Source organism: Aminomonas paucivorans DSM 12260 (assembly GCF_000165795.1).
Lineage (GTDB): Bacteria > Synergistota > Synergistia > Synergistales > Synergistaceae > Aminomonas > Aminomonas paucivorans.
Window position 1 is genome coordinate 1,978,116 of sequence record NZ_CM001022.1, and the last position, 19,475, is coordinate 1,997,590.

At 70.8% G+C, this 19,475-nt stretch carries 14 protein-coding genes; 8 read left to right on the forward strand and 6 right to left on the reverse strand.

Annotated features, from left to right (window positions below; all coding sequences use genetic code 11):
- Positions 1-44 precede the first annotated feature (44 nt).
- The 5 genes from APAU_RS09400 to APAU_RS09420 all read left to right on the forward strand — a co-directional run bounded on the left by APAU_RS09400 (position 45) and on the right by APAU_RS09420 (position 4,941).
- On the forward strand, positions 45-1,730 hold the full coding sequence (locus APAU_RS09400; RefSeq protein ID WP_006301512.1) for a DEAD/DEAH box helicase: 1,686 nt from the start codon (positions 45-47) through the stop codon (positions 1,728-1,730).
- 65 nt (positions 1,731-1,795) lie between these two features.
- The gene (locus APAU_RS09405; protein ID WP_006301513.1) at positions 1,796-3,124 is read left to right on the forward strand and encodes an SH3 domain-containing C40 family peptidase; all 1,329 of its coding nucleotides are present in this window, start codon (positions 1,796-1,798) and stop codon (positions 3,122-3,124) included.
- A gap of 100 nt (positions 3,125-3,224) precedes the next feature.
- Positions 3,225-4,259, forward strand: a complete 1,035-nt coding sequence (locus APAU_RS09410) for a homoserine dehydrogenase (RefSeq protein ID WP_006301514.1) — start codon at positions 3,225-3,227, stop codon at positions 4,257-4,259.
- Between the two features lie 174 nt (positions 4,260-4,433).
- A complete protein-coding gene (locus APAU_RS09415; protein ID WP_006301515.1) occupies positions 4,434-4,676 on the forward strand; it encodes a hypothetical protein in 243 nt (80 codons plus the stop codon).
- Positions 4,663-4,941: a type II toxin-antitoxin system YafQ family toxin gene (locus tag APAU_RS09420; protein ID WP_006301516.1), complete on the forward strand. Its 279-nt coding sequence runs from the start codon at positions 4,663-4,665 to the stop codon at positions 4,939-4,941. The genes APAU_RS09415 and APAU_RS09420 overlap by 14 nt, the downstream gene beginning before the upstream one ends.
- Positions 4,942-5,067: 126 nt before the next feature.
- Here APAU_RS09420 and APAU_RS09425 read toward each other — a convergent pair whose 3' ends face one another.
- Genes APAU_RS09425 through APAU_RS09445 form a run of 5 tightly spaced genes read right to left on the reverse strand, consistent with a single transcriptional unit; the run spans position 5,068 to position 13,124 of the window.
- On the reverse strand, positions 5,068-6,492 hold the full coding sequence (locus APAU_RS09425) for a DUF4403 family protein (protein ID WP_006301517.1): 1,425 nt from the start codon (positions 6,490-6,492) through the stop codon (positions 5,068-5,070).
- On the reverse strand, positions 6,489-8,705 hold the full coding sequence (gene recD2, locus APAU_RS09430; protein WP_006301518.1) for an SF1B family DNA helicase RecD2: 2,217 nt from the start codon (positions 8,703-8,705) through the stop codon (positions 6,489-6,491). The genes APAU_RS09425 and recD2 overlap by 4 nt, the downstream gene beginning before the upstream one ends.
- A 3-nt stretch (positions 8,706-8,708) precedes the next feature.
- Complete coding sequence (locus APAU_RS09435; RefSeq protein ID WP_006301519.1) at positions 8,709-10,010, reverse strand: L-cysteine desulfidase family protein; 1,302 nt, start codon at positions 10,008-10,010, stop codon at positions 8,709-8,711.
- Positions 10,011-10,039: 29 nt separating this feature from the next.
- Positions 10,040-11,662, reverse strand: a complete 1,623-nt coding sequence (locus tag APAU_RS09440; RefSeq protein WP_006301520.1) for an amidohydrolase — start codon at positions 11,660-11,662, stop codon at positions 10,040-10,042.
- Between the two features lie 4 nt (positions 11,663-11,666).
- The gene (locus tag APAU_RS09445; RefSeq protein WP_006301521.1) at positions 11,667-13,124 is read right to left on the reverse strand and encodes a leucyl aminopeptidase; all 1,458 of its coding nucleotides are present in this window, start codon (positions 13,122-13,124) and stop codon (positions 11,667-11,669) included.
- A 163-nt stretch (positions 13,125-13,287) separates the two neighbouring features.
- Here APAU_RS09445 and APAU_RS09450 point away from each other — a divergent pair, with 163 nt between their 5' ends.
- The 3 genes from APAU_RS09450 to APAU_RS09460 are packed head-to-tail and all read left to right on the forward strand — an operon-like array spanning position 13,288 to position 16,591.
- On the forward strand, positions 13,288-14,433 hold the full coding sequence (locus APAU_RS09450; protein WP_006301522.1) for an iron-containing alcohol dehydrogenase: 1,146 nt from the start codon (positions 13,288-13,290) through the stop codon (positions 14,431-14,433).
- A gap of 2 nt (positions 14,434-14,435) precedes the next feature.
- Entirely contained in the window at positions 14,436-15,158 is a 723-nt protein-coding gene (locus tag APAU_RS09455; protein WP_006301523.1) for an HD-GYP domain-containing protein, read from the forward strand.
- A 44-nt stretch (positions 15,159-15,202) separates the two neighbouring features.
- The gene (locus APAU_RS09460; RefSeq protein ID WP_006301524.1) at positions 15,203-16,591 is read left to right on the forward strand and encodes an NAD(P)/FAD-dependent oxidoreductase; all 1,389 of its coding nucleotides are present in this window, start codon (positions 15,203-15,205) and stop codon (positions 16,589-16,591) included.
- A 95-nt stretch (positions 16,592-16,686) separates the two neighbouring features.
- Here the strand turns inward: APAU_RS09460 and APAU_RS09465 are convergent, their stop codons facing one another.
- On the reverse strand, positions 16,687-19,431 hold the full coding sequence (locus tag APAU_RS09465) for a M16 family metallopeptidase (protein ID WP_006301525.1): 2,745 nt from the start codon (positions 19,429-19,431) through the stop codon (positions 16,687-16,689).
- Between the last annotated feature and the right edge of the window lie 44 nt (positions 19,432-19,475).

The window sequence follows — 19,475 nt, forward strand, 5'->3', positions numbered from 1 at the left end:
CGGAAACCGTGCCGCAGACACCCACACCTTCAGGAGGTACATCCATGACCACCCCGCGATTCGATGAGTTTTCCCTTCGGCCCGAGCTGCTCCGCGCCTTGGAGCGCAAGGGCTTCGAGAATCCCATGCCCGTGCAGGTCCGCATCCTTGAGGACGACACCCTGCTGGACGGGGACCTGATCGTCCAGGCCCGCACCGGCTCCGGCAAGACCCTTGCCTTCGCCCTGCCCCTGCTCCAGAGGATGGAACGGGGCGAACGGACCCCCCAGGTCCTGGTGCTCTCCCCCACCCGAGAGCTGGCCCAGCAGACCGCCCGGGAGTTCCAGTGGGTGGGCGGCGAGATGGGCATCCGCCCCGCCAGCCTGGTGGGAGGCATGGACATGGACCGGCAGATCCGTTCCCTCCGGGACGGGGCCGCCGTAGTGGTGGGCACCCCGGGACGGGTGCTGGACCACCTGCGCCGGGGCACCCTCCGGCCCGAGGGCATCCAAAGCCTCATCCTGGACGAGGGGGACCACATGCTGGACCTGGGCTTCCGGGACGAACTGGAGTCCATCATGAGCGCCCTGGGGACGGTGGAGCGCACCTGGCTCTTCTCCGCCACCATGCCCGAGGACGTGGTGACTCTGGCCCGGAAGTACCTCAACGCCCCCCGGAAGATCTCCCTGGTCACCGACGCGGCCCGACACGAGGACATCGCCCAGCGGGCCTACGTGATCCCTTCCCGCCGCCGCTTCGAGGGACTGGCCAACGTGCTCCTCTGCGAGCACCCCAAGCGGGCCCTGCTGTTCTGCGCCACCCGCATGGAGACCCAGGAACTGGCGGAGCGTCTGGGGGACGAGGGCTTCCGCGCCATGGCCCTCCACGGGGACATGACCCAGAGGGAGCGGAACAACGCCCTGGAGTCCTTCCGCCGCGGTCGGGTGGACCTGCTGGTGGCCACGGACGTGGCCGCCCGGGGCCTGGACATCGACGGCCTCTCCCATGTGATCCAGTACGGCCTGCCCGGCTGCCTGGAGACCTTCATCCACCGCAGCGGCCGCACCGGCCGGGCGGGGCACGAGGGGCGCAACGTGATCCTCCTCACCGCCCGGGAGGCCCGGCAGTTCAAGAGCCTGGTGTCCCACACCGCTCTGGACATCGAGTGGCTCCCCGCCCCGGACGCCTCGGAGGTGGAAGGCATTTCCCGGGCGGAGTTCGAGAAGACCCTCCTGGAAAGCCCCGAAGACGAGGAAGCCTACCGGGAATGGGCCCAGCAGCTCCTCCAGAGGGAGGACACGGAGGAACTCCTCGCGGGGCTCTTGGCTCGGGCCTTCGGCAGCCAGGCCCGGGGCTACGCCATCCGGGAGGACGTGGAGGCGGAGATGGCCCGGGAGCAGAACCGGCGCTACGACCCTCGCCCCACCGGACGGGGTTCCGACCGTCCCCTGCGCAAGCTCCTGGACGGAGCGGTGACCATGAAGTTCGCCCAGGGCCGCCAGGACGGCTGGGAGGTGGGAGCTCTTCTGGGCGCCCTCTGCCGGGGTCTGGGGGTTCGCCGGGAGGACGTGGGGAACATCCGGCTCCGGGACCACTGCGCCTTCGTGGAGCTGTCCCCCCACGCCGCCGCCCAGCTGGAGGGCCGCCGGGAGCGTCTGGCCCGGGAGGGACTGAACGGCGCCCAGGAAGCGGACGCCCTGCCCCCGCGTCCCCGCCGGGACGGCGCCCGGCCCGCCCGGACTCGCCGCTAGAACCGTCCCCATCCGGAAACGTGCTATGCTCCTCCCCGAGGCATCCGCCTCGGGGAGGTTTTTTCATGGTCCCATGCCGATCCTTCCGTGCCCTCTTCTGGCTTCTTCTCGCCGCGTCCCTCCTTGGGGCGCTTCCCTGCCTCGCCCAGGAACCCGTGGCGGACCTGGAACGGCTCCCCCAGGACGTGCGGACCTACCTGCCCCCGGATCCGGACCGACCCCTGCTGGAGGGAGCCGCCCGGGAGGAGGCCACCGACCGGTTTCTGAAGCGCCACTTCTCCCCCTGGGCCCCGGACTTTCCGCTGCCCGACGCGGCGAAAACCCGAAAGGGCTGGCAGGAACTGGCGGGATCGGAAGGGCTGGGGGAGAACCGCCGCCCCGTCCCCGCCTCCCTCCGGCGCTCCTGGCTGGAGGCGGCCTGCGCCGCCCCCTTCGGGGAGGAGAACCGTTGCGGCGTGGTGCTCCTCCCGGCGGACCTGCGTCTCCTGCCCACCTCCCGAGCCCTTTTCGAACCCCTCACCCGGGACGGGGGCGGAGGCTACCCCTTCGACCAGCTCCAGAACAGCACCCTCAAGCCCGGGGAGGCGGTGCGTCTCCTCCACCGCACCCCCGACGGAGCCTGGGCCTTCGTGGCGGCGGGAACCGCCAACGGCTGGGTGGAGTCCTCCCGGGTAGCCCCGGCGGACGAGGCCTTCCGCTCCCTCTGGCTGGCGGGACCCTACCTGGCGGTCCTGGACGACCCCACCGCCCTCAAGGACGAGACGGGACGCTTCCGATGCCTGGCCCCCCTGGGGACCCTGCTCCCCCGCACACCCGACGGCGCGGCGCTGATCCCCGTGGCGGACGAGGCCACGGGGCTGGCCAGGGGGATCCCCGTGCACCTGCCCGAGGGATCCGCCGCCCCCTTCCCCCTGGAGGCGACACCCCGCAACCTGGCGGAGACGGCAAACCGCCTGGTGGGTCAGACCTACGGGTGGGGCGGCTCCTTCGGCCTGCGGGACTGCTCCGCCACCACCCGGGACCTCTTCCTCCCCTTCGGGGTCTGGGTGCCCCGCAACTCCGGCGAGCAGGCCAAGCTGCCCGGGCGGGACCTGGCCTCCCTGTCTCCGGTGGACCGGGAGGCGGCGCTGATGCGGGAGGGGGTACCCTTCGCCACCCTGGTGCACATGAAGGGACACATCCTCCTCTACCTGGGTCCCTACGAGGGGAGGCCCCTGGTACTGCACAACTTCTGGAGCCTCCGCACCCGGGACACCGGGCGGATCCTGGTGGGGCGCTGCGCCGTCACCACCCTCACCCCCGGGGCGGAGCGCCGGGACCTGGACCCGGAAAAGAGTCTTCTGCATCGGGTCCGCCGCATGGTCTTCCCCCTGGAGGGAAGGGATCTCCCGTGAAGGACCGTTCCCGTTTGCCCCGTACCGGGACCGGCGGTATACTGACCCACGGACCCAAGACCCAGAACCACCACGGACCACGAGGGGGAGGAATGGATTGATGACCTGGAAACTGGCTCTGGCGGGCTGCGGCAACGTGGGAACGGCCCTGCTGGAGATCCTGCACCGCAAGGGGGCGGAGCTGGCGACGCGCCACGGTTTCGACTGCCGGGTCTGCCTCGTCACGGACCCCCTGCGGGGGGTGGCCCTGAATCCCGAGGGGCTGGACCTGGGGACGCTGCTGGAGAAGCTGCGCAACGGGGGCACCTTCAACGGCCTGCCCGAGGGCCTGGGCTCCTTCGAGTCCCTCCTGGCCCGCTCCGGGGCGAACCTCTTCGCCGACGCCACCCCCACCAACCTGACCACCGGCGAGCCGGGGCTGACCCACCTGCGGGTGGCCCTGTCCCGGGGAGTCCACGCCACCACCAGCAGCAAGGGCCCCCTGGCGGTGGCGGCGGAGGAGCTGGAGAGCCTGGCGAAACGCCACGGCGCCCTCTTCCGCTACGAGGGGGCCGTGATGAGCGGCACCCCCCTGGTGGCCCTGATCCGGGAAAACCTGGCGGGCTGCGCCGTCACCAAGGTGGAGGGCATCCTCAACGGCACCACCAATTACATGCTCACCCGCATGGAGGAAGGGCTCTCCTACGGGGAAGCCCTGGCGGAGGCCCAGGGAAAGGGCTACGCCGAGGCGGATCCCACGGCGGACGTGGAGGGATGGGACGCGGCGGTGAAGGTGGCCATCCTCTCCCGGGTGGTCTCCGGCGTCGCCCTGCCCGTGGACCGGGTGGACCGGACGGGCATCTCCGCCCTCACTCCGGAGGACCTCCGCACGGCCAAGGAGGAAGGGCGGCGGATCCGGCTGGTGGCCACCCTGATCCCCGACCCGGAATCCCCGGTGGCCAAGGTGGCCCCGGAACGCCTGCCCCTGGACCACCCCCTGGCTTCGGTCCGGGGGGCCACCAACGCGGCGACCCTCCACACGGACCACCTGGGCCCGATCACCATCACCGGCCCCGGGGCGGGACGCACCGAGACGGGACAGGCCCTGCTGACGGACCTGCTGGCCATCGCCCGCCTGGCGAGAGAAGAGAACTAAAAAGACACGACACAGGATGGCGCTCCCGTTTGCCCGCCGAGGCAAACGGGAGCGCTTCTTCATGGGGGGACCGTTCCCCAGAAGGCGGCACCCGGGACTTCCACCGACGGTGCCACGTTCGCAGCTCGCGGTAAAATGGGGGTGCCCCTTCTGGGGCCCGAAGGAGGGATACCCATGTCTCGGGTAGTGTCGGAAACAGCCGCTGGAAAGGAACTGTACCGCCGTTTCCGGCGTCTCTCGGAACGAGACGCCGCCCGGGTGCTCGGCTACATGGACGCTCTGGAGGAAAAGCACCCCAACGAGGAAACCCAAGCCGCACTGCATGAGGCGGAGCGGATCGCCCGAGACCCCTCGGTGAAGGGGTTCACCGACGTGGCCGAACTGATGGATTCGATTCTCAACGATGTACGTGATTAAACCCACATCGCGTTTCAAGAAAGACATACGGGGGATCGCCAAGAGCGGGGGCGATCTCTCGCGCATGGTTCGCGTGGTGGAACTGTTGGCTCAAGACATCCCCCTGCCATCTCGCTACCGAGACCACGAACTCAAGGGGGAGTGGCTCGGACACCGGGAGTGTCATCTCGCCCCGGACTGGTTGCTGATCTACATGAAGGACCGGGAGATTCTCGTCCTGACCCTCACCCGTACCGGAACCCACTCGGAGCTTTTCAAGGAGTAGCCTCAAGGGCTCCACTCCAGACGCGGCAGACCCCGTCCTGGACCCTCGCCAAGGGGCATCGCAGCAGCCGCCACGGCGACGACGAGGGTCCTGTCCGGGACAATCCCGCTGCCCTGCGTTCCAGCCCTACTTCCTGGGACCGACCTTCAGGGTACCGTGGGCCTCGCCCCGGGCGTGGATGCCCTGGCCGTCCACCCGGACGCCCACCACCCCCAGGCCTTCCACCTTCCCCGTGAGGACCAGGTCGCCGTAGGGACGCCCGCCCGCCAGGGCTCCCTCCAGGAGGGAGCGAAGCTGGTCCAGCCTCTCTCCCACCGGAAAGACCAGGCTGTCCCCCAGGGCCTGGATCCAGGGCCCCTCCAGCAGCCACGCCGCCTGGGCGGAGACCGCCCGGACCGTTCCCGGGTCCGCCGTCAGCCCCGTGACCCGAAGGGTCCGGGTGGCGGGGTCGTACACGGGCTTCCCGGAGAGCTGCATCCGCCCCTGGGCGGACCGGCCTTCGGAACCCGTCCCGGTGACCTCCGCGGTGATCACGAACCGGTCCCCGCTGCCCCCCACGCCGAATCGCTCCAGGTGGACCTTGCCCCCCATGGGCAGATCCACGTCCCGGCCGGACCAGTTCTGGGCGATGAGGCCGTTGATGAAGGCATAGTGCACCGTGGCGGGGAGGATCACCCGGAAGGCCCCGTCCAGAGGCCCCCCGGTGGCAAGGGGGGGAAGGGAGGGGTAGGCCAGGGGAAGCACCGGGATCGCCCCGGCCAGGGCGGTGATCCGGGCGTCCAGCCCCGCGGAGAGCTTCACGCCCCCCGGCCCCGTCTCCAGAGCGGAGGCTCGGAAGCGCTCCGGCCGCACCACCAGCCACAGGGGAGGCTCCTCCCCGATCTTCAGGGGCTTGCCCAGGTCCTTCCAGACCTTCTCGGCCCGCTGCTTCAGCTTCAGGTTCTCGTTGAGGATGGGGTCCAGTCGGGCCTTCTTGGACTCCACCCAGTCGTTCAGGAACCGGTCCGCCAGGCCCTGGAAGGTGAGTCGCGCCCCCAGGACGTGGATCCCCGGGGCCTTGCGCCAGGCCAGGCGCACCACCGGCCGGGTGGAGACGGTCCAGTCCGGGTTCAGGACGGGCCGGGTCACCAGGGTGGCGGTGAGGGAACCGTCCGCCTCTGCGGAGAAGGGAAGCCCCAGCCCCCCCGCTCCCCCGGAGAACCGGGCCTTGAAGGCCAGGGGCACCTCCAGGGCGATGCCTCCCCCCTCGGGGCGCACCTTCAGTGCCCCCTCCCGGGTCACGGTGTAGCGTACCTCCCCGGTGAGGGAGCCCTGGGTCACCCGGTCCTTGCCTTCCAGCCGCCGGGGGAGCTTTCGGTCCCCCAGGGCCTGAAGTTCCCCGTAGGTCGCCTCAAAGGTCACCGCCAGCTGGGATAGGGTTCCCGCGTCCTCCGGGACGAAGGGAACCTGCTCCGGCTCCGGGGGCGTCCAGGTGACCGTCTCCTCGGCCGAGGCCGAAAGGGCCCCTCCCAACAAACAACACAACAGACCCAACGCGCACAGAACCTTCACTCGTCCATGCCTCCTGAATGCCGCAGCCGCTCCGCCAAAGCGCCGAACCGGGCGCGGATCGTCTCGTTGTGCACCGCCAGGGACAGGGCCCTCCGGGAGCCCACCAGCACCACCAGGCGCTTGCCTCGGGTGACGGCGGTGTACAACAGGTTCCTCTGGAGCAGCACGTAGTGCTGGGTCACCAGGGGGACCACCACGGCAGGATACTCGCTTCCCTGGGCTTTGTGAACCGTCACGGCGTAGGCGGGCATGAGGCAGTCCAGGTCCTCGTCCAGGCAGGGAACCTCCCGCCCCTCGAAACGCACGTGCAGCAGGTTCCCCTCCGGGGCCACCCAGGTGATCCGCCCCAGGTCCCCGTTGTAGATCTCCCGGTCGTAGTCGTTGCGCAGCTGCATCACCCGGTCCCCCTCCCGGAAGACGCGGCTTCCCCGGCGCAGTTCCCGGCCGAAGGGGTTCAGGGCGTGCTGGAGCCGGGCGCCCAGGCTCTGGGCCCCCGCATCTCCCCGGTGCATGGGGCAGAGCACCTGGATGTCCAGCAGCGGGTCCAGGCCGAAGCGGGCGGGGATGCGGGAGGAGACCAGTTCCACCACCAGCTCCGCCGTGCGGACCGGGTCCTCCTGAGGGACGAAGTAGAAGTCCTGCAGCTCCGGGGTGTTCTCCCACTCCGGAAGGTGCCCCCGGAGGATGCGGTGGGCGCTGCGGACGATGCGGCTCTCCTCCGCCTGTCGGAACACCTCCTGGAGGGTCACGGAGGGGACGGCCCCGGAGGCCAGGAGGTCCCGGAGCACGCTCCCCGGTCCCACGGAGGGGAGCTGGTCCGCGTCCCCCACCAGCACCAGGGAACCGTGTCGGGGCAGGGCGGAGAGGAGGCACGAGAAGAGGGGCAGGTCCACCATGGAGACCTCGTCCACCACCAGGCGGCTTCCCTCCAGGGGGTTGGAGGCGTTCCGCTGGAAGCGTCCCGTGTGGGGCTCGAACTCCAGGAGGCGATGGAGGGTCTTGGCCTCCCGGCCCGTGGCCTCCCCCAGGCGCTTGGCCGCCCGGCCCGTGGGAGCCCCCAGGAGCACCGATTCCCCCCGGGCTTCGCAGAGGTTCACCAGGAGGCGCACCAGGGTGGTCTTTCCCGTCCCCGGTCCCCCGGTGACCACCACCACCCGGGAAAGCAGGGCCGCCAGCACCGCCTCCCTCTGGGCGGGGGCCAGGGTGATCCCCAGGGAGGCCTCCAGCTTTCCCAGGTCTTCCTGGGCCTCCCGGGGATCCTCCGAAGAACCCGGCCGAGCCAGGAGATCCCGCAGGCGGGCCGCCGCTGCCTCCTCCGCCCGGCAGAGGGAGGGGACGTAGACCCCTCGGGCCTCCCCCTTCCAGGGCTCGGGGGAGAAGGTCTCCTGCACCAGGAGGCCGTCCTCCAGGGCTCCCTCCAGGGCCGGCTCCAGATCCGCCGTCAGGTCCAGCAGGTCCCCCGCCCGGCGCAGCAGCTCCCCCCGGGGAAGGAGCACGTGCCCCTCCTCGGCGGCCTTGCGGAGGGCAAAGAGAAGCCCGGCCCGCACCCGAGCCGGGTCTCCGGGGTCCAGGCCCCCTTTGAGGGCGATGCGGTCCGCCGTGGCGAAGCCGATGCCCTCCACGTCCTCCGCCAGCTGGTAGGGGTTGGCCCGCACCACCCGCTCCGCCTCGTCCCCGTACCGGCGCACGATGCGGTTCGCCGTGGCCGCGCCGATGCCGTGGTCGTGGAGGAACAGCAGCACTCCCCGCCTCTGGCGGTGGGCCTCCCAGGCCAGGCGAAACTCCTCCCGGCGGCGCTCGCCGATCCCCGGGACCTCCCGCAGGCGCGGGAAGTCCTCGTCCAGGACCCGGAGGGTATCCGCCCCGAAGACCCCCACGATGCGGGCCGCCAGCACCGGGCCGATGCCCCGGATCACCCCGGAACCCAGGTAGCGGATCAGCCCCTCCTCGGACACCGGCGCCTCGGCCCGACAGAAGGAAACGTCGAACTGGGGGCCGAAGCGGGGGTGCACCTTCCAGCGTCCCTCGAAGCGAAGCCGCTCCCCCGGGGAGGGGAGGGGGAAGCACCCCACCACGGTGGCTTCCTCTCCCCGGGAGGTCTCGACCCGGGCCACGGTGTACCCCGTGACGTCGTCCCGAAAGGAGACCGACGTCAGCTCTCCCTCCAGGGACGTGCGGTCCTCCAAAGAGGCCGTCCCGGGGTCCCGGCCCATGCCCTAACGGGCGAGGGCGTGCCGCTGATCCAGGATGTCGATGATCACCCGATCCACGGTCTTCATGCCCTCCCGGTTCACCCGGGCCACGTTCTCCACGGTCTGCTCCAGGGAGGCTCCCACCACCCCCTGGGGGAGGCTCAGGGCGCGTCCCTCCAGGGCGAACCGGGCGGACAGGAACGCCTCGCAGGCGCCGACCCCCACCTTGAGGGCACAGCTCTCCTTGGCCCCGTCGCAGAGCATCCCCGCCAGGTTGGCCAGAAGCAGCTCCATGGACGCGGACACCACCTCCGGGGTGCCGTCCAGGAGGGCCGTGATCCCCGCGGCGGCCCCCGCTCCGGCGGCCACGGCGCAGCCGCACACCGGGGAAAGGCGTCCCAGGCGGCGCTTCACGAAGCTGGTGGCCAGGTGACTGGCCCCCAGGGCCCGGGCGATGTCCCGGCGGCTCTTGCCCAGGTGCTCCCCCGTCAGGGCCACGGGCAGGATGGCGGTGATGCCGTGGTTGCCGCTGCCGGCACTGCTCATCACGGGAAGCAGCGCCCCCGCCATGCGGGCGTCCGCCGCGGCGGTGCAGGCGACGCGGATGCGCGTGGGGAGGTCGTCACAAACATCCCCCGAGGACAGGAGGTCCTGCAGCGCCCGGCCGAAGCCCGCCGCCCCCACGTCCCCCTCCAGGCCCACGTCGGCCATGGTCCGGTTCATGACCACCCCTTCCATGAGGAAATCCTCGTCCTCCCGATCCATCTGGTCCAAGAGCTTCAGGGTCTCCTCCAGGGTCTCGGGAAGGTCCTCCTCCGAGGCCGCTCCGGACGGCGAACCCGGAGTCTCGGGGAGTTCGAAGGTCCTCTGGCCGTCCAGGGTCACCTGGACGATCCGGTCATGGCTTCCGGAGATGAGGCACACCGCCTTGTGGGTGGGGGTGAACACCGCCGCCAGCACGTAGACCCCCGTGCGTTCGGGATCGCAGACCACGGAGACCCGCTCGTCCTCCACCCAGCACTGGGCCTTCCGCACGTCCTCGTCCGTCGTGTCCCGCAGCACCTCCAGGCCGTAGGCGGACCGCCCCACCAGGGCTCCCAGCCCCGCGGCCAGAGCGTTGCCCCGAGCCCCCTTGGCCCCGGGGATCCCCACGGCCATGCCGTTCTTGTAGATGCTGCCGCTCACGGTGACCCGGATGGCGGCCACGGATTCCCGGTCGGTGAGTTCCTCGCAGGCTCGCGCCACCGCAAGGGCCACCGCGCCGGGCTCCGTACAGCCCAGGGCGGGCCGAACCTCTCTGCGAAGAAACGCCTTCAGTGTGGTCATCTTTTCTTCTCCCTCCCGAAGTGAAATGGTCAGACCAGATGCCTCAGGACCCCGCCGCAAATCGTGAGCCCCACGGGGATGGCCCCGATCTCCTCCCCCTCCACGCGGAAGGGGTCTTCCATGAGCACCACCAGATCCGCCGCTTTGCCGGGCTCCAGGGTGCCACGCCGCCTTCCCTGTCCGCAGACGTGGGCCGCCCCGCCGGTGTAGAGCCAGAAGGCCTCGGGCACCTCCAGCCGCTGCTGGGGCATCCAGCCGTAATCCGGCTGCCCCGCCAGGTCCTTTCGGGTCACCGCCGCTCGGATCCCCTCCAGGGGACCGGGGGTCTCCGCCGGGGCGTCGGATTCCCCCGCCAGGACCACCCCCCGGTCCAGGAGGCTCTTCCAGGCGTAGCCCGTGCGGGCCCGATCCGCCCCCAGGCGGTCCAGGATCATGGGCCAGTCGGAGGCCACGAAGGCGGGCTGCACGTCCGCCGCCACCCCCAGGCGGACCATGCGGTCGTAGAGTTCCTCGTCCCCCACCTGACAGTGGAGGATCCGGGGGGGGTGGCCGCAGCGCGTCCCCGCTCCGGTAGTCTCGAAAGCCTCCAGAGCCTGCTCCAGCGCCGCGTCCCCGATGGCGTGGCAGGCCACCTGACACCCCGCCGCTTCAATGCGCCCCACCAGGTCCACCAGCTCCCGGGTCTCGAAGGCCAGAAGCCCCCGACCGGGACCGTCGGCGTAGTCCTCCCGAAGGGCCGCGGTGCGGGCCCCGAGGGTCCCGTCCAGCACCAGCTTCACGGGGCCCAGGCGGCAGAGCCGCCCCTGGTGCGCCTTGGCCCGGGCGAGGATGCGGGACAGGGCCTCCAGGTCCCGGTGCCCCGAAAGGAGGAGCTGGAGGTCCACCCGCAGGGGCAGCCGCCCCGCCGCGTCCTCCTCGAAGTAGAAGTCCGTCAGGCGCTCCAGGTCCCCCACCAGGGAGAAGTCGTCGGTCTGCACCGTCGAGACCCCCCCGCGGGCCAGTCCCTCCGCCCCCAGACGCAGCCACTCCCGAAGCTGCTCCTCCTCCGGGGGGGGAAGGTGGGCCTGCACCCAGTTCAGGGCGCCCTCCCGCACCACCCCCGTGGGTTCCCCCCGGTCGTCCAGATCCACCACGCCCCCGTGGACGTGCAGGTCCCCTCGGACTCCCAGCCGCTCCAGGGCGGGGGAGTTGAGGACCCCCACGTGCCCGCACACCCGTTCGTAGAGGATGGGCCGGGTGTCGGAGATCCGGTCCAGATCCTGCCGGGAGGGGAACCGCTCCTCCGCGAGGCGGTTCTGGTCCCACCCCCGACCGAAATGCCACAGTTCCCTCGCCCCGGCGCTTCGAGCCAGGGCATCCCGTCCCCGCTGCACCATCCCTTCGATGGAGGTCACGTCCCGCAGGTCCGGGGACACCAGGGACCGCCCGTACTCCAGCAGGTGCAGGTGGGTGTCCTGAAAGCCCGGGAAGACGTAGCGTCCCCGCAGGTCCAGCACCACCGTCCGGGCGTCGCACCGTTCCAGCACGTCCCGATCGTCCCCCACCACCTCCAGGACCCCGTCCCGGGAGAAGACCCCCGAGGCCTTCCCCGGGGCGGCGAAGGGGTAAACCGTTCCGTTGATGAGCGCCAGGGTCGGTCCGGAGCGTTCCATGGGCCTACAGGGTTTCCAACCAGGAGGCGAGGCAGCGGACCCCGAAGCCCGTGGCCCCCTTGGGGGACCACCCGAAGGGCTCCTTCACCGTGTCCACCCCCGCGATGTCCAGGTGGGCCCAGGCCGTCCCCGGGGGCACGAAGGCCTCCAGAAACAGGGCCGCGGTGATGGCCCCGCCCCACCGGGACCCGCAGTTCACCAGGTCCGCCACGGGAGACTTGAGCTGCTTCTTCAGCCGCTCGTCGTCCATGGGAAGCCGCCACAGCCGCTCCCCCGAGGCTCGGGATGCCCCGGCAAGGGCCTCCGCCAGGGCGTCATCGGGGGAGAAGAGCCCCGCGGTGTTCTCCCCCAGGGCCACCACGCAGGCCCCCGTGAGGGTGGCCAGGTCCACCAGCCGGTCGGGATGCTGTTCTCCCGCGTAGGCCAGGGCGTCCGCCAGGGTGAGGCGCCCCTCCGCGTCCGTGTTGTCCACCTCGATGGTCTTGCCGTTGTAGGCCCGGAGGATGTCGTCGGGACGGAAGGACCCCCCGTCGGGCATGTTCTCCGCCGCCCCCACCACCACGTGAAGCTCCAGGGGCAGGTCCAGCTCGCAGACCGCCCGGAAGACCCCCAGGGCGACGCAGGCCCCGGACTTGTCCCCCTTCATGGTGCGCATGGAGTCCCCGGGCTTGATGTTGAGCCCTCCGCTGTCGAAGGTGACCCCCTTGCCCACCACGGCCACCCGCACCCGGGCCTCGGGGTGCCGACGGATCAGGTGCACCAGCCGGGGAGGGTTCGCGGACCCCCGCCCCACCGCCAGGAGGGCGTTCATGCCCTTGGCGGCCAGCTGTCCCTCGTCCAGCACCACGCAGGTCCCGTCGTACCGCCGGGCCAGGGCCCGAGCCTCCCGGGCGAAGGCCTCCGGGGTGACCACGTTCCCCGGCTCGTTGGCCAGATCCCGGGCGTAGTTCTGGCACGCCCCCAGGATCGCCCCCCGACGGCACCCCTCCTCGTTCCCCCCCGCCACTGCCACCCGGTCGGGCAGGCGAAATCGGTCCTTCTCGTCCCGAGCCTTGTACTTGTGGAAGCGGTAGGTCCCCAGGACCACCCCCTCCGCCAGAGCACGGCTTCGGACGGGGTCCGAGGCTCCGGGAGCGGCCAGAATGATGGAGACGCACCCCTTCTCCGCGGCCCGCCGAGCCACTTCCGCCGCTCCGGCCCGGAAGAGGTCCTCCCCCCGGGCCTCCTCGGGCTTGCCCAGCCCGACGAGGAAAAGCCGCGTCCCCCGGGAGTCCTCCACGAACCCCTGGGCGTGGGCCCCCTTGGCCCCGGTGAAAGCCTCCCGCTCCGCCAGGACCCGACACCGGGTCTCCAGCTCCGGGGCAAGCAGCCCCTCGCAGCTCTCCATCCCTTCCCGCCAGAAGACCCCCAGGGCCTCCGCCTCGTCACCCCGGACCGGACCGGGGACATAACTCCACTCCATACCGACACCCCCATGGGCGACCCGACAATCCGCCCCAAGATTCACGAAACGATGATACACCAAGGGGCTGCCGGCCCGGAAAGCGTTTCGAAAAGCAGGGACCCTGGAGGCGCGGCGACGTTTTCTGCTATCATGACGGTGAAGCGAAGGGAGGCGACACCCCATGGCCGAAACCACGGAAACCCTTTTCCCCATGAGGAAGTTCTTTGCCCCGGAGTTCGTCTTCGGCGTGGGGGCCTTGGACCTGGCGGGGCGTTACGCCCGCAACCTCGGGGCCAGCCGGGTCTTCCTGGTGAGCGATCCGGGAGTTCGGGAGGCGGGCTGGGTCAGGGACGTGGAGGCCAGTCTGGAGGCGGAGGAACTCCCCTGGGTCCTCTTCGACCAGGTCTCCCCCAACCCCCAGATGGAGGAAGTGGAAGCGGGGACCCGGGCCTTCGAGGAACACCGGTGCGACATGATCTGCGCCGTGGGGGGCGGTTCCCCCATCGACTGCGCCAAGGCCGTCTCCGTGCTCTCCACCAACGGGGGAAACATCCGGGACTACCTGGGGGTGGACCAGGTACCCCAGCCGGGGTGCCCCCTCCTGATGATCCCCACCACCGCAGGCAGCGCCGCGGAGGTCTCCCAGTTCGCCATCCTCTCGGACCCCCGGGCCCGGCGCAAGTGCGGCATCATCAGCAAGCTCATCGTCCCCGACGTGGCCCTCGTGGACCCCCGGACCCCCTGCAGCCTGGACACCCATCAGGCGGCGGGAGGGGCCATGGACACCCTGACCCACGCGGCGGAGGCCTACGTGTCCAACGCCCACTCCCCCGTGACGGATCTGCTGGCCCTGGAGGCGATCCGCCTGGTGGGGGCGCATTTCGAGGAGGGCATCGCCCACCCCGCCCGGCCGGAACACCGGGGACACCTGCTGAAGGCCAGCCTGCTCTCGGGCCTGGCCTTCTCCAACGCCAGCCTGGGGCTGGTGCACGCCATGGCCCACGCCCTGGGGGGGATGCTGGACTCCATCCACGGGGACAGCAACGCCCTGCTCCTGGACGGTGTGGTGCGCTTCAACCTTTCCTCGGCGACCTCCCGCTACGCCCGGGTCGCCGAGGCCCTGGGGGTTTCCCCGGAGGGTCTGATCCCCCGACTCCGGGAACTCCGGGGGCTGGCGGGGCTGGGGGAGGGGATCGCGTCCCTGGGAGCCACGGAGGCGATCATCCCGGACCTGGTGGCCCGGGCCATGGCGGACCCCTGCCTGGTCACCAACCCCAGGCAGCCCCGGCCGGACGAGGTGGCCCAACTCTTCCGGGAGGCCCTCTGAGCATGGACACCCCCTGGAACAAGGACCTCCGAGACCAGATCATCGGCCTGGGGGAGCGCTCCGTCCACAAGAGCTACTACACCCAGATGCGCCGCCGCATGGCGGAACTGGAGGACCTGTTGGAAGGAGCCATCGCAGCCCTGTCCACCATGTCGGAGATCCGGGATCCCTACACGGGGGGACACCAGCAGCGGGTGGCGGAGCTGGCGGAGGGACTGGCCCGGACCATGGGGCTGGACGGCCCCACCTGTCGCCTCCTCCACGTGGCGGGGATGCTCCACGACATCGGCAAGATCTCCGTGCCCTTTGAGATCCTCAACAAGCCCCGATCCCTCACGGAGGCGGAATTCTCCCTGGTGCGGACCCACTCCGAATCGGGCTACGAGATTCTGCGTCCCCTGCGCTTCGAGGGCCCCGTGGCGGAGATCGTCCGGGAACACCACGAACGCCTGGACGGCAGCGGTTACCCCCAAGGCCTCCGGGGGGACGGGCTGCGCCTGGAATCCCGCATCCTGGCGGTGGCGGATGTGGTGGAGGCCATGTCCTTCCACCGCCCCTACCGCCCCGCCCTGGGGATCTCCGCAGCCCTGGAGGAGATCCTCGCCGGGCGGGGAACCCGCTTCGACCCTCGGGTGTGCGACGCCTGCAGCGCCCTTCTGGGGGAGGGACGTCCTCCCTTCACCTTTTCCCGGGACGGGCTTGGCTCCCTGGGACCTTGCGGGTAGAATCCCCTGCCGGAGACCCACCCCAACACGAGGAGGTCCTGACGATGAAACCCTATGACGTGATCCTGGTGGGCGCAGGCCCGGCGGGCATCTTCGCCGCCCTGGAGCTGACGAAGGCGGGCAAGCGGGTCGCCCTGGTGGACAAGGGACGGGCCATCCGCAACCGGGTGTGCCCCCTCAAGGAGGGCTCCGTGGACCAGTGCATCCACTGCCGCCCCTGCAACGTGGTGTGCGGCTGGGGAGGCGCGGGGGCCTACAGCGACGGGAAGCTCACCCTCACCCCGGAGTTCGGGGGCAACCTGGAGCAGTACTGCGGGCGGGTGGACCTGGTCTCCCTCATCGCCGAGGTGGACCGGGTATACGTGGACCACGGAGCCAGCGAGGAAAAGTTCGTACCCGAGGGAACCTTCGCCAACCAGATCCTGGACCGGGCCCGCAGGGCAGGGCTGGAGGTCATCCCCGCAACCATCCGCCACATGGGCACGGACCGGTCCAAGGAGATCTTGAGCCGCCTCCGGGAGGACCTGGAGGGAAGATGCGACATCCTCCTGGACACCCCGGTGGAGGACGTGCTGGTGAAGGACGGCCGGGCGGCGGGGGTGCGCCTGGGGGACGGGACGCTCCTGGCGGCGGACACGGTGCTGTTGGCCCCCGGTCGAGAGGGAGCGGCCTGGATGGAGGACACGGTGCGCCGCCTGGGCCTGTCCATCGAGTCTCTCCCCGTGGACATCGGCGTGCGGGTGGAGATCCCCGCAGCCTGGGCCAAGGACATCACGGACCAGTTCTACGAGATCAAGGCCATCCTGGACACCCCCACCTTCGACGACCGGGTGCGCACCTTCTGCATGTGCCCCAACGGGGAGGTGACCACGGAGTACCAGACCCACCACGACATCCTCACGGTGAACGGCCACTCCAACCGGGACGAGGGCCGCAAGACGGAGAACACCAACTTCGCCATCCTGGTGTCCACCCAGTTCACCAAGCCCTTCAAGGACCCCAACGGCTACGGAAGCCACGTGGCGAGGCTTGCCAACATGCTGGGGGACACGGTGCTGGTGCAGCGCCTGGGGGACCTGAAGCGGGGTCGGCGCTCCACGGCGGACCGCATCGCCCGGGGGCTGGTGCGCCCCACCCTGAAGACCGCGGAGCCCGGGGACCTGTCCTTCGTGCTGCCCTACCGGCACCTGGTGGGCATCCTGGAGATGCTCGCCGCCCTGGATCCCCTCATGCCGGGGATCAACGGCAACCACACCCTCCTCTACGGGGTGGAGGTAAAGTTTTACAGTCTCAAGCTGGCCCTGGCCTCCACCCTGGAGACCAGCATCCCGGGGCTCTTCGCCGCCGGGGACGGGGCGGGGGTGACCCGGGGAGTCATCCAGGCCTCCGCCTCGGGTCTCTGGGCCGCCCGGGCCATGCTGCGCCGGGGCTAGGGCCTTTGTCCCCGAGGAAAACCGACAGGGGGAGGGGCGTACCCGCCCCTCCCCCTGTCCTGTTCATACGGCCCTCTTTCGACTCCCCGCCTCGCCTAGGGCTTCAGGTCCCCCGCCAGGACCACGGAAAAGGACCGGGGGTCCAGGTGGCGGCGCAACGCCGCCAGGGCGGATTCGGGGGTCACGGCCCGAAGGCGGGCCTCCAGCTCCTCCGTCCAGGCGAAGGTCCGGCCCAGGAACAGATCCCTAGCCAGCAGCCCCGCCAAGGCAGCGTCCCGGGAGCGATCCACCTTCATCCCCTCCAGGAGGTAGGACGTCCCCCGAGCCACCTCCTCCGGGGTGAACCCGTCCTTCAGGGCCCGCTGGAGTTCCTCGAAGAAGGCCCGCTCCACCAGGGGGACGTTCCGGGGGCCGGTGATGGCGGTGAAGTTCCAGCGTCCGAAGTCGTCCAGGTTGGAGGCCTCCAGGGAGAGGCGCACCCCGTAGCTCGTCCCCTCGGTGTGGCGGATCCGGGTGGCCAGCCTCGAGTCCAGCCAGCCTCCCCCCAGAACCGTGGCGGCCACCCACAGGTCCGGATAGTCCCGGTCCCCCCGGAGGATCTTCACGGGGGCGGAGGCGGCCACCACCGCGTTGGGTTTGTCCTCCACCCTCAGGGTCTCCCGTCGGGGGGGCACCTCCTCGAAGGGGCGCATCGCCCGGACGAAGGGCGTCGCGGCCCGCCAGGCCCCGAAGTGGCGGGACAGCAGGTCCTTCATCCGCTCAGGCTCGAAGGGACCCACCGCCGCCACCTCCCCCACGGACAGGCCGTAGAAGGTCCGGTGGAAGTCCCGCAGGTCCGGGACGTCGATCACCCGCGTCCCCTCGGCCTTCTCCTCCAGGGAGAGGGGACGTCGCACGTCCCCCGCCGGGTAGGGGGCAAAGATCCGCTCCAGACGATCCCAGGCTCGGGAACCCGGATCGTCCCGGCTCTCGTCCAACGCCGCCAGGGTCTCCCGCCGGAGCACCTCCACCTCCCGGGGGTCCAGGGCGGGCTCCTTCAGACACTCCGCCACCAGGGCCAGGGTCTCCTCCAGGTGTTCCTCCGGAACCAGCACGAAGACCCCCACCTGGTCCGCCCCGCCCCAGAAGGACACGGTGGCCCGCAGGCGGTCGAAGAGCTGCTGGATCTGCTCCCGGCTGTGTCTTGCGGTGCCCCGGTCCAGCATCCCCGCCAGGAACTCCCCGACGGCGACCCGCCCCGCCAGGCTCTCCGGGGTCCCCAGGTGCAGGGAAAGACGCAGGCTCACCATGCCCCCCCGGGTCTTGCGGGGAAAGAAGGCCCCCTTGAGCCCCGGCGCCACCTCGACCCGGGTCACCGACCGGTCCAGGGCGGCGCAGGACACGTCGAAGGAGGCCCCCAGTTTCGGCTCCTGGGAGAGGACGAAGGTCGACAGGGTCGCCTCCAGGGGACGGGGCTGCGAGACGACCACCCGAAGGGGCCGGTCCACGGGCACGAACCGCCCCAGGGTTCGGTTCTCCGCCACCAGGTAGCGCCGCGCCGCCCGCACCAGATCCTCCCCCGTGGCCCGGGCGATCCGGTCCCGGTAGAGGAAGAAGAGCCGCCAGTCCCCCCGGGCGATCCACTCGGACAGGCCGAGGGCGAAGCGGTCCAGGTCGGCGAACTCCGAGTCCAGGTACAGGAGGATCCGTTCCCGGGCCCGGCCCAGTTCCTCCTCCGAGGGGGGGTCCTGGGCGAAGCCCTCCACCGTCTCCAGAAGGACCTTCTGCGCCGCATCCAGGGACCGGTCCCGGGGCACCTGAGCCATCACGAAGGCAGGCCCGGAGGGGTCCCGGAAACCGAAGGAGGCCGCCCAGACGGAGCTGGCCAGCCCCTTCTCCACCAACCGTCGGTACAGCCGCCCCGAGGGGGCGTCTCCCAGAACCCCCAGGGCCAGGTCGAAGGCCGCCGCGTCGGGCTCCGAAACGGCGGGGCCGTGGTAGAGCAGCCCCAGGGCCTGGACTTCCCCCTTGCGGGAGAGGGTCACGGCCCGGTCCCCATCCTGCCCCACCTCCCGGCTGCGTCCCGCCGGGGGCTGCCCCGGTGCCTTGGGAAGGGGGGCGAAGTGTTTCGCCACCGCCCCCAGGGCCGCGGCCTCGTCCACCGCCCCGGCCACCACGATGGTGGCGGTGTCGGGACGCATGTGACGCCGGTAGAAGTCCACCACCTCCCGGTGGGTGACGGACTTCAGGTCTCCCGGGTTGCCGATGGTGGAACCCCCGTAGCCATGCCAGTCGTAGGCCACCGAGGCCATGCGGTCCATGAGGGTGGCCGTCGGATCGTTCTCCCCCATCTCCATTTCGTTGAGCACTACCCCTCGCTCCTTGTCCAGAAGCTCCGGGGTGATGCGCCCCCGGCTCATGCGCTCCGCCTCCAGGGAAAGGGCCCAGTCCAGGTTCTCCGCCGTGGCGGGAAGCACCTCGAAGTAGCAGGTCCGGTCCGCCCAGGTGTTTCCGTTGGCCCGTCCTCCCCGGGCGGCGATCTCTTTGGGGATGTCCGGGTGCGACGGGGTCCCCTTGAAGAGCAGGTGCTCCAACAGGTGGGCCAGTCCCTTCTCCCCGTCTCCCTCCAGGGCGGACCCCACCCGGTGCACCGCGTTCACCGTCACCGTGGGCTTGGAGAAATCCGAAACGATGAGGGTCGTGAGGCCGTTGGGGAATCGGTACTCCGCCACGCCCCCCATGCGGGGCCCCGCCACGGCTCCCCCGGGAAGGGGAGCGGCGACGGCCCCCGCCGCCAGGGACCACAGGAGCAGCAGGGCGCCCAGCCACGAGGCAGGGCGAGGGAATCGGATGGGCTTCATGATCGACACCTCCGGCGGGCCCGGGGAGCGACCCGGTTTTCGGG